Consider the following 8,559-nt stretch of genomic DNA (forward strand, 5'->3'; position numbering starts at 1 on the left):
GATGCAAAGACGCGGGATCACCGAACGATTTCCCACACGTGTTGCCCACCGAACCTACGAAAACGATCCGGGGTTTCCCACGATTTCAATCACCTTGGTCTGACCACCCGGTTTTGCAGATGCGGTCTAAGCTCTGGAGGGTCGATTTGCCTTGGTTCACGGAGGACTGAAATATGCTGCTGTTGTGGATACTGGTTTTGATTGTCGGCGTGGCGTATATCGCCCACCGACGTATCGCCCCGTTGCCCGCGTTGGGCATCGTTGCCGTCTACTTATTGGCAATGGGCATTTTCAGTCACGCACCGGGCTGGTTGCTGCTGGTGTTCTGGGTGCTGCTGGCGGTGGTCGCCGCGCCGTTGCTGCTGCCTGACCTGCGCCGCAAACATTTCACCGCGCCGCTGTTTAACTGGTTCCAGAAAACCTTGCCGCCGATGTCGCAGACCGAGCGCGACGCGATCGATGCCGGCACCGTGTGGTGGGATGGCGAGCTGTTCAGTGGCCGTCCGGACTGGGACAAACTGCTGGCCTACCCCAAGGTGCAACTGACTGAAGAAGAACAAGCCTTCATCGATGGCCCGACCGAAGAACTCTGCGCGATGGTCACCGACTGGCAGATCGGCCAGTCGATGGATCTGCCGCCCGAGGCCTGGACGCACATCAAGGAACACGGCTTTTTCGCCCTGATCATTCCTAAAGAATTTGGCGGCAAAGGCTTCTCGGCCTACGCCCACTCGCAAGTGGCGATGAAACTCGCCACCCGCAGCGGCGACCTCGCCTCCACCGTGATGGTGCCCAACTCCCTCGGCCCGGCTGAACTGTTGCTGCATTACGGCACCGACGAACAACGCAATCACTACCTGCCCCGTCTGGCCCGTGGCGACGACATTCCATGCTTCGCCCTCACCGGCCCGCTCGCCGGTTCCGATGCCGGGGCGATGCCCGACACCGGGATCATTTGCAAAGGTCAGTGGGAAGGTCAGGAAGTCATTGGCCTGCGCCTGAACTGGGAAAAACGCTACATCACTCTCGGGCCGGTGGCGACACTGCTCGGCCTCGCGTTCAAAGCCTATGACCCGGAGCATCTGCTTGGCGACAAAGAAGACCTCGGCATCAGCCTCGCGCTGATCCCGACCGACACCGACGGCGTCGAAATCGGCCGTCGTCACCTGCCACTGGGCGCTGCGTTCATGAACGGCCCGAACTCCGGCAAAGACGTGTTCATCCCGCTGGACTTCCTTATCGGCGGTCAGGAGATGCTCGGCAAAGGCTGGATGATGCTGATGAACTGTCTGTCGGTCGGCCGTTCGATCTCGCTGCCAGCAGTGGGTACCGGCGCCGCCAAGTTCACCAGTCTGGTCACCGGTCAGTACGCGCAAATCCGAGAACAATTCAACGTGCCGCTGTCGGCGTTCGAAGGCATTCAGGAAGCGATGGCGCGCATCGGCGGCAACGCGTGGATGATGGACGCCGCGCGCATGCTCACGGCCAACGCGGTGGATCTCGGCGAGAAACCATCGGTGCTGTCGGCGATTCTCAAGTACCACCTCACCGAACGCGGTCGCGAATGCATCAGCCACGCCATGGATGTCCACGGTGGCAAGGCGATCATCATGGGCCCGAACAATTACCTTGGGCGCAGCTGGAACGGCGCGCCGATCTTCATCACCGTGGAAGGCGCGAACATCCTGTCGCGCAACCTGATGATCTTCGGTCAGGGCGCGATTCGCTGCCATCCATTCGTGCTCAAGGAAATGGCCCTGGCCGGTCGTGAGGACAAGGAACAGGCGCTGAAAGAGTTCGACGGTCTGCTGCTCAAGCACATCGGTTTCGCCGTGAGCAACGCCGCCAGCACGCTGGTGCTGAACCTTGGTTTCGGCCACTTCGAACATGCGCCGGGCGACAAGATCAGCCAAGGCTACTTCCGCGCGCTTAACCGTCAGGCAGCCGCTTTCGCGATGCTTGCCGACTTCAGCATGATGCTGCTCGGCGGCGAGCTGAAACGCCGCGAGCGTCTGTCGGCACGACTGGGCGATGTGTTGAGCAACCTGTACCTGGCCTCGGCGGCGCTCAAGCGTTATCACGATCTGGATTCGCCGGCATATATGGAGCCGCTGTTCCGCTGGGCCATGGAAGAAAGCCTCGGCCAGGCGGAGCGGGCAATGGACGAGTTGCTGCGCAACTTCCCCAACAAAGTCTTCGGTTGCCTGCTGCGCGTCATCGTCTTCCCGTTTGGCCGTCGTCACAAAGGCCCGTCGGACAAACTCGGTGTCGAAGTGGCTGGTGTGATTGGTCGCGCGAAAGGCGATCCGGCGCTGGAAGAACTGCTTGCCGGTTGCTATCGCCCACAATCGCCGGACGATGCGGTCGGTGCGCTGCAACACGCCAGCGACCTGCTGACGGCTGCGCAACCGCTGCACAAAAAACTCCACGCTTCGCTGAAAAGTGGTCAGGTCAAACCGGTTGCGGGCGAACACGCGATCGACGCGGCACTTGAAGCGGGCGTGTTGCAAGCAGTGGAAGCGCAGAGCCTGCGTGATGCCGAAGCGGCGCGACGCAAGGTGATCGATGTCGATGATTTCGACAAAGAGGAGCTGAAACAGGCAGAGGGCAAAGTCCGCTGATCCTGAGACCCATGTCCAAGCGGGCGCAGGAGCTTTATACTCCCGCGCCCGTTTTGCTCTTGAGGACTTATCTCGTGTCCAACGTCGTTGCCGATCATCTTGTGTTGCTCGACCACCTGCGCAGTATCCTGGTCGCCGTAGGTGAGGCCGAACAGGTTCCCGAAGAAAGCCATGCCTTGTTTCTGGAGCGCTTCGACGAACTGCTCGCATCGCTGCCGATCGATCCGATCGAAAGCCAATACCTGGGCCAGGACATCCTGACTCAAGTGATTACCCGTTATCCGCAAATCGCTCACCTGATTCCGCGGGATCTGCTGTGGTTCTTCGCCGGTGACTGCCTGCATTACCTGTCCGATGAAGAAATCGACATGTATCAGGCGCTGGAAGAGCGTCGTTACGAAGCTGAACAGAACGACGAACCGTTCGACTGGAATCAGGAAAAGCAGTTGCTGGCGATGTCCGCTCAGGACAGCAAGCACTGATTTAACATCAAAAGATCGCAGCCTGCGGCAGCTCCTACAGGAAGGCGCATTCCTCTGTAGGAGCTGCCGAAGGCTGCGATCTTTTGCTTTTGCGCTACAACAACCCTTCACTTTCCGGCAGCTCATACGCCATCGCCGCGTTATTCACACTGCCCACCTTGCCCGGCTTGCTCAACGTCGGCTCCCTCTCCAGACACTCCACCAGATAGTCGATGAACACGCGCAACTTCGGCGGCAAATACCGCGTGGGCGAATGCAACAGCCAGAGTCCACCGTGGTAGGAAGCCAGGAACGTCCAGTCCGGCAACACCTGCACAATCAACTTCTGCTCCAACGCATAACGCGCCGTGAAGTACGGCAGACTGCCAATGCCGATGTGCTGCAACACCGCGCCCAACCGCACGCCCGTATGGTTGGCGGCATATCGACCACGTACTCCGACCGTTACCGACTTACTGCCTTTCTTGAATTTCCAGCGCGCATCGCTCGGGGTTTCGCCCAGGTAAATGCAGCTGTGGTTGAGCAAGTCATGCGGGTGCGTCGGCGTGCCATGTTCGGCCAGGTATTGCGGGGTGGCGCACAGCATATGGTCGATGGTCAGCAATTGCCGACCGACCAACCCGGCCGGTGGCCGATCGGTGATGCGAATGGCCAGATCAACATGATCGTCGATCAGATCAACCTGACGGTCCTCCAGCAGCAACTCGACATCGACCTTGGGATAGCGCCGCAAAAACTCCGGCATGTGCGGATGAATCACAAAGCGCCCGACCGCTTTCGGCACGCTGACCCGCACCAGCCCTTCGGCTTCATGCGTGAACTGGCCGCTGATTTCCATCACTGACTTGGCCGCGCTGACCATTTCCTGACAGCGCTTGAACACTTCTTCGCCGCCGTCACTCAAGCGCAGCTTGCGTGTGGTGCGCTGCAACAAGCGGGTGGCCAGAGCTTTTTCCAGGCGGGAAATACTGCGGCTGACTGCGGACGGTGACGACCCCAGTTGGCGGGCTGCTTCAGAGAAGCTGCCGGTCTCCACGACCTTGACGAAAATCGCCATTTCGCCGAGCAGCGGTAGCGGCAGATTTATGCTCACAGCGCACAAGTCCTTTGATGTTTGAACGGATTATCACGTTATTACACGATTCATATAATAAAAACAGAAACTTTAATAAGGGCATGGAATATGACGCTTCGCCTCTTTTTCCATAGCGATGACCTCAAGGCTAATGTGGAAGTGCTCGATTGCACGGCCCATGAGCAAGAATTCGCCGTGGTGCTGCGCGCCACGCTGTTTCATCCGCAGGGTGGCGGCCAGCCTTGCGATACCGGCTGGATCGGAGAAGCCCAGGTTCTGCGCGTGGTGCAGGATCCGGAGCGGATCATTCATTTCGTCGACCGCCCTGTTCCGCTCGGCATGACCGCTATCCGGGTTGACCAGCCGCGGCGCGAGTTCAACACGCGCATGCATTCTGCCGGGCACCTGATCGGCCATTTTGTCCAGGCCATGGGCTGGATGCCGATCAAGGCGCATCACTGGCCAGACGAAGGCCGGGTGCAATTCAAACCGAGCGACAGTGCACAGGAGGTCGACGCGCAGACCCTCCAGTCCGGGATCGGGCAGTGGATCGACGACGATCTGCCGCGCCTGACCTCGCTGCGTGAAGGCGCACGGGAAATCGGTTTTGGTGAACTGCCGGCCTATGGCTGCGGCGGCACCCACGTTCGTAGCCTGAAGGAGTTGGGCACAGTCACGATCGCGTCCCTGTCGCAGAAGAAGGGCACGCTGTCCGTCCACTACCACGTGGATTGAGCATTTCGGGCGCTGCCCTGCGCAGCGTCCGACGCCGGGGAACCGCACTCGCAGGTTCCGTTGACTATCGATAGATGGACCTAAAAAAATGATGCTAGACGTCGAGCGTCTCGATGAGACGTGCATAAAAAAACTGGCCAACGAAGAAGTCCTCGCCATCCGCGTCAAAGGCTTTTTGCCCACGCCGCTGGCCATCGAAATTGGCGACAAGATTCTCGCTCCAGGCTTTGAGGGGTACATCAACGCACCGAGTATCGGCCGCATCGGCATGGCGTTTTACGAAGCAGAAAACCAGCCGCTGTTGATCGAGGATTACTTCGAACGCGCCACCGGCAATATTGCTGAATTGCGCAATCGCTGCGCGCCCTACTCTTCGCCGGTCGATACCTTGCGCTGCATGCTCGACGAATCCTGGCCGGCCGGCGCGCATCTGGAAAACCTCTACGGTCGCAAAATGTATGTCGGCCTGTCGCGGGTGGTGAAGCCCGGGGTGTGCTTTCTCGCCCACCACGACATTTTTGCCAAGGACGCGCCGGACAGTTTTCAGGCACGCAGCCTCGAAGCGCAATTTGCCTGCAACGTCTACCTGAACATGCCGACCGAGGGCGGCGCGTTGCAGATGTGGGACGACGACATCAGCCCGGACCAATTCGACGAAATGCGTGGTGACAGTTACGGCATCGACCCGGCGCTGCTCGGTCCGCCGGCGCTTGAAGTACGACCGCAACCCGGCGATTTCATCATGTTCAATTCGCGCTGCATGCACTCGGTGACCCCGGGCGTGGCAGATCCGCGCTTGAGCCTTTCTTTCTTTGTCGGCTATCGCGGCAATGCTTCACCCCTGACTTTCTGGAGCTGAGATGTATTCGAATTACCTGGGCGAGTTTCTGGCGCTGGCCACCATTCACTTTCTTGCCGTGGTCGCTCCCGGCCCGGACTTCGCCGTGACCATCCGCCAAAGCGTACGCTTCGGACGGCTGGTGGGGATTTGCACGGCACTGGGCATCGGCGCGGGAATTTCCGTGCACGTTCTGTACACCTTGCTCGGCGTCGGCGCGTTGATGCACACCACCCCATGGTTGTTGACCGTGGCCAAGGTAGTCGGCGGTGCTTACATTTTGTATCTGGGGGTCAGCCTGATCCGCAGCAAACCGAAAACCACCCTTGAAGGCGAAAAAGCCGCCGATGAACCGTTGGTGGAACAATCGTTGTTCAAGGCGTTCAGCACCGGTTTCCTGACCAACGCCACCAACCCCAAGGCAACGCTGTTCTTTCTGGCGATTTTCACCACGATCATCAGTGCCAGCACGCCCCTGCAAATCCAGGCCTTTTATGGCTTGTGGATGTGTTTTGTGAATGCGTTGTGGTTCGTGATCGTTGCGCTGTTTTTCTCCAGCAACAAGGTGCGCGTGCTGTTCATGCGCATGGGGCACTGGTTCGAACGCAGCATGGGCGTGATCCTGATTCTGTTCGCCGGGCGCTTGATGCTGTCGATGTAAGCGACAAAAAAGTCCCGGCAAACGCTTGCCGGGACTTTTTCATTTCTGCGCCTCTTTTGCGTTTCTGTGCGACAGATCAAGTTTCAGGACTCCCTGGGTAATCGCCCACAGTGTTAGTTTGCAAAATGTTTCTGACGCAACCGTCAGAAATATCTCTCATCAATTGCCCGCAAGGAAAGCCTCCGTAATGGATTTCTCCCTCAAGCAACTGGCCGCCGCTACCCTGATGCTGGCCAGCCTCGCGTCATTCACCAGCGCCGCTCAAGCCAACATCACGCCACAGCAAAGCGCGGTCATCCTGAAATCCTTCGACGACAAAACCGTCACGGATTTCCGCGAGTTTCTGAGCAGCCTGGCCAAGAGCGAAATCGCCAAAAGCGAAAATCTCGGCCCGGCCATCAGCGCCTTCCTCGACAACAAGACCCTGACCGCTGAACAACTGAATGAAGTTCACCGTCTGCTGGGTATCTACACCCGCGTGAAATACGGCAAAGCTGCGCTGGAAACCCTGCGTGAACTGGTCGAGATCCCGACCTTTCAGAAGGAAGGTGTGGCCCAGCACGACAACCCTGAGTTCATCAAGATTGCCGCGAAGATCCAGAGCCTGGCCGAATCGTTCAATCTGAAATTCCGCAACGTCGACAACCGCGTTTACGAAATTTCCCTCGACGGCGCAGGCGATGAAGTTGTCGGCATTCACGCCCACGCCGACGTGGTGCCGGTGACGCCGGAAAACTGGGTGCTCAAGGACGGCACCAAGCTTGATCCTTTCAAAGTCACCCTGATTGGCGACCGCATGTACGGACGCGGCACCGAGGATGACAAGAACGGCATCGTTGTCGCGTTGTACGCGATGAAAGTGATCAAGGAAGAAAAGCTGCCACTGGCACGCAACTTCAAACTGCTGGTCGACACCACCGAAGAGACCACTGGCGACGCCATCCCTTACTACTTCGAAAACAACCCGACGCCGGCCTACAACATGGCGCTGGACGGTGGTTACCCGGTGGTGATTGCCGAAAAAGGCTACGGCACCGTGATGGCCAAATTTGCTAAACGCACAGCCGAAGGCAAAGGCGCGGAAATCACCTCGATGACCGGTGGCCTGGCGACCAACCAGATTCCTTCGGCGTCCGTCGTCACATTGCTGACCGACAAACCTGCCGAACTGGCCACCAGCCTGCAAAAGGCCGGCAACGAGTTCGCCAAGCACAATGGCGGCAACTTCGAAGTGGCGGCCAAGGTTGACGGTAAAGACGTCAAGCTGACGGTGACCGGCGTTTCTGCGCACTCCTCCGAACCGGAGTCCGGCGTGAACCCGGTGGCGCGCATGCTGGTGTTCATCAATAGCCTGAACGGTAAAGTCGCCCTCAAGCACAACCAGTTCACCGATGCCGCCCGCTACGCCGCCGACAACTGGGGCCTGGATTACTTGGGCAACACTTTGAAGGTGGGCTTCTCCGACAGTTTCATGGGTCCGTTGACCACCTCTCTGACGTATGTCGGTGAGGATGACAAAGCCTTCAAACTGGCGGTGAACCTGCGCGTGCCGAAGGGCAAGTCGCCAGAAAAACTCAAGGCTGAAATCGCTGACAAACTCAGTGCCTGGACGAAGAAAACTCACGTTGCCGTGGCCTTCGATTACTCGGTTGCCGAACCGATGTACCGTAATCCGGAAGGTGAATGGGTCAAGGCGTTGCTGGCCGTGTCTACAGAAAACCTCGGTATGAAGCACGAGTTCGGCACCTCTGCCGGTGCCACGTCGGTGCATGAACTGCCTAATGGCGTGCAATTCGGCCTGGCACGCCCTGAGGTGAAATACACCGGGCACACCGATGGCGAGTTCAAGACCGTTGACCAGTTCTTGCTGGACCTGCAAATCGTCACCGAAATGATGGGCCGCATCGGGCAACTGCCGAAGCTGTGATCGATCGTTCGAACCCGGTCAGCGCATGGCCGGGTTCTGGCAGACGCAAAAAAAAGGACCGTGAAGGTCCTTTTTTGTGGGCGACGACAAATCGCGCACAAACAAAAACGCCGATCATCACTGATCGGCGTTTTTGTTGAATATGGAGCGGGAAACGAGACTCGAACTCGCGACCCCGACCTTGGCAAGGTCGTGCTCTACCAACTGAGCTATTCCCGCA

7 protein-coding genes and 1 tRNA gene are annotated in these 8,559 nt (G+C 58.6%); 6 read left to right on the top strand and 2 right to left on the bottom strand.

What is annotated here, in order from left to right; translation table 11 throughout:
- Positions 1-173: 173 nt before the first annotated feature.
- Both ACQ4MY_RS27605 and ACQ4MY_RS27610 read left to right on the top strand, forming a co-directional pair.
- Complete coding sequence (locus ACQ4MY_RS27605) at positions 174-2,621, top strand: acyl-CoA dehydrogenase (protein WP_440097103.1); 2,448 nt, start codon at positions 174-176, stop codon at positions 2,619-2,621.
- Positions 2,622-2,695: 74 nt separating this feature from the next.
- Entirely contained in the window at positions 2,696-3,103 is a 408-nt protein-coding gene (locus ACQ4MY_RS27610) for a PA2817 family protein (RefSeq protein WP_008087850.1), read from the top strand.
- Positions 3,104-3,197: 94 nt separating this feature from the next.
- Here the strand turns inward: ACQ4MY_RS27610 and ACQ4MY_RS27615 are convergent, their stop codons facing one another.
- Entirely contained in the window at positions 3,198-4,196 is a 999-nt protein-coding gene (locus ACQ4MY_RS27615) for a LysR family transcriptional regulator (RefSeq protein WP_158829183.1), read from the bottom strand.
- Between the two features lie 90 nt (positions 4,197-4,286).
- Between ACQ4MY_RS27615 and ACQ4MY_RS27620 the strand changes: the two genes are divergently transcribed.
- From ACQ4MY_RS27620 to ACQ4MY_RS27635, 4 genes are all read left to right on the top strand, one after another.
- The gene (locus ACQ4MY_RS27620) at positions 4,287-4,913 is read left to right on the top strand and encodes an alanyl-tRNA editing protein (protein WP_440097104.1); all 627 of its coding nucleotides are present in this window, start codon (positions 4,287-4,289) and stop codon (positions 4,911-4,913) included.
- A gap of 88 nt (positions 4,914-5,001) precedes the next feature.
- Entirely contained in the window at positions 5,002-5,772 is a 771-nt protein-coding gene (locus ACQ4MY_RS27625) for a 2OG-Fe(II) oxygenase (RefSeq protein ID WP_008087844.1), read from the top strand.
- A gap of 1 nt (position 5,773) precedes the next feature.
- Positions 5,774-6,412, top strand: a complete 639-nt coding sequence (locus tag ACQ4MY_RS27630) for a LysE family translocator (protein ID WP_008087842.1) — start codon at positions 5,774-5,776, stop codon at positions 6,410-6,412.
- Positions 6,413-6,599: 187 nt separating this feature from the next.
- Positions 6,600-8,339: a dipeptidase gene (locus tag ACQ4MY_RS27635; RefSeq protein WP_440097105.1), complete on the top strand. Its 1,740-nt coding sequence runs from the start codon at positions 6,600-6,602 to the stop codon at positions 8,337-8,339.
- A 143-nt stretch (positions 8,340-8,482) separates the two neighbouring features.
- On the opposite strand, the gene ACQ4MY_RS27640 is transcribed toward ACQ4MY_RS27635, so the two are convergent.
- Positions 8,483-8,558: transfer RNA gene (locus tag ACQ4MY_RS27640), tRNA-Gly, on the bottom strand.
- Position 8,559 lies beyond the last annotated feature (1 nt).

This window comes from Pseudomonas sp. SM4, from assembly GCF_051913165.1.
Lineage (GTDB): Bacteria > Pseudomonadota > Gammaproteobacteria > Pseudomonadales > Pseudomonadaceae > Aquipseudomonas.

Coding starts and splice junctions, on each gene's coding strand:
- ACQ4MY_RS27605 (WP_440097103.1), top strand. CDS start 174: ATGCTGCTGTTGTGGATACTGGTTTTGATTGTCGGCGTGGCGTATATC.
- ACQ4MY_RS27620 (WP_440097104.1), top strand. CDS start 4,287: ATGACGCTTCGCCTCTTTTTCCATAGCGATGACCTCAAGGCTAATGTG.
- ACQ4MY_RS27625 (WP_008087844.1), top strand. CDS start 5,002: ATGATGCTAGACGTCGAGCGTCTCGATGAGACGTGCATAAAAAAACTG.
- ACQ4MY_RS27630 (WP_008087842.1), top strand. CDS start 5,774: ATGTATTCGAATTACCTGGGCGAGTTTCTGGCGCTGGCCACCATTCAC.
- ACQ4MY_RS27635 (WP_440097105.1), top strand. CDS start 6,600: ATGGATTTCTCCCTCAAGCAACTGGCCGCCGCTACCCTGATGCTGGCC.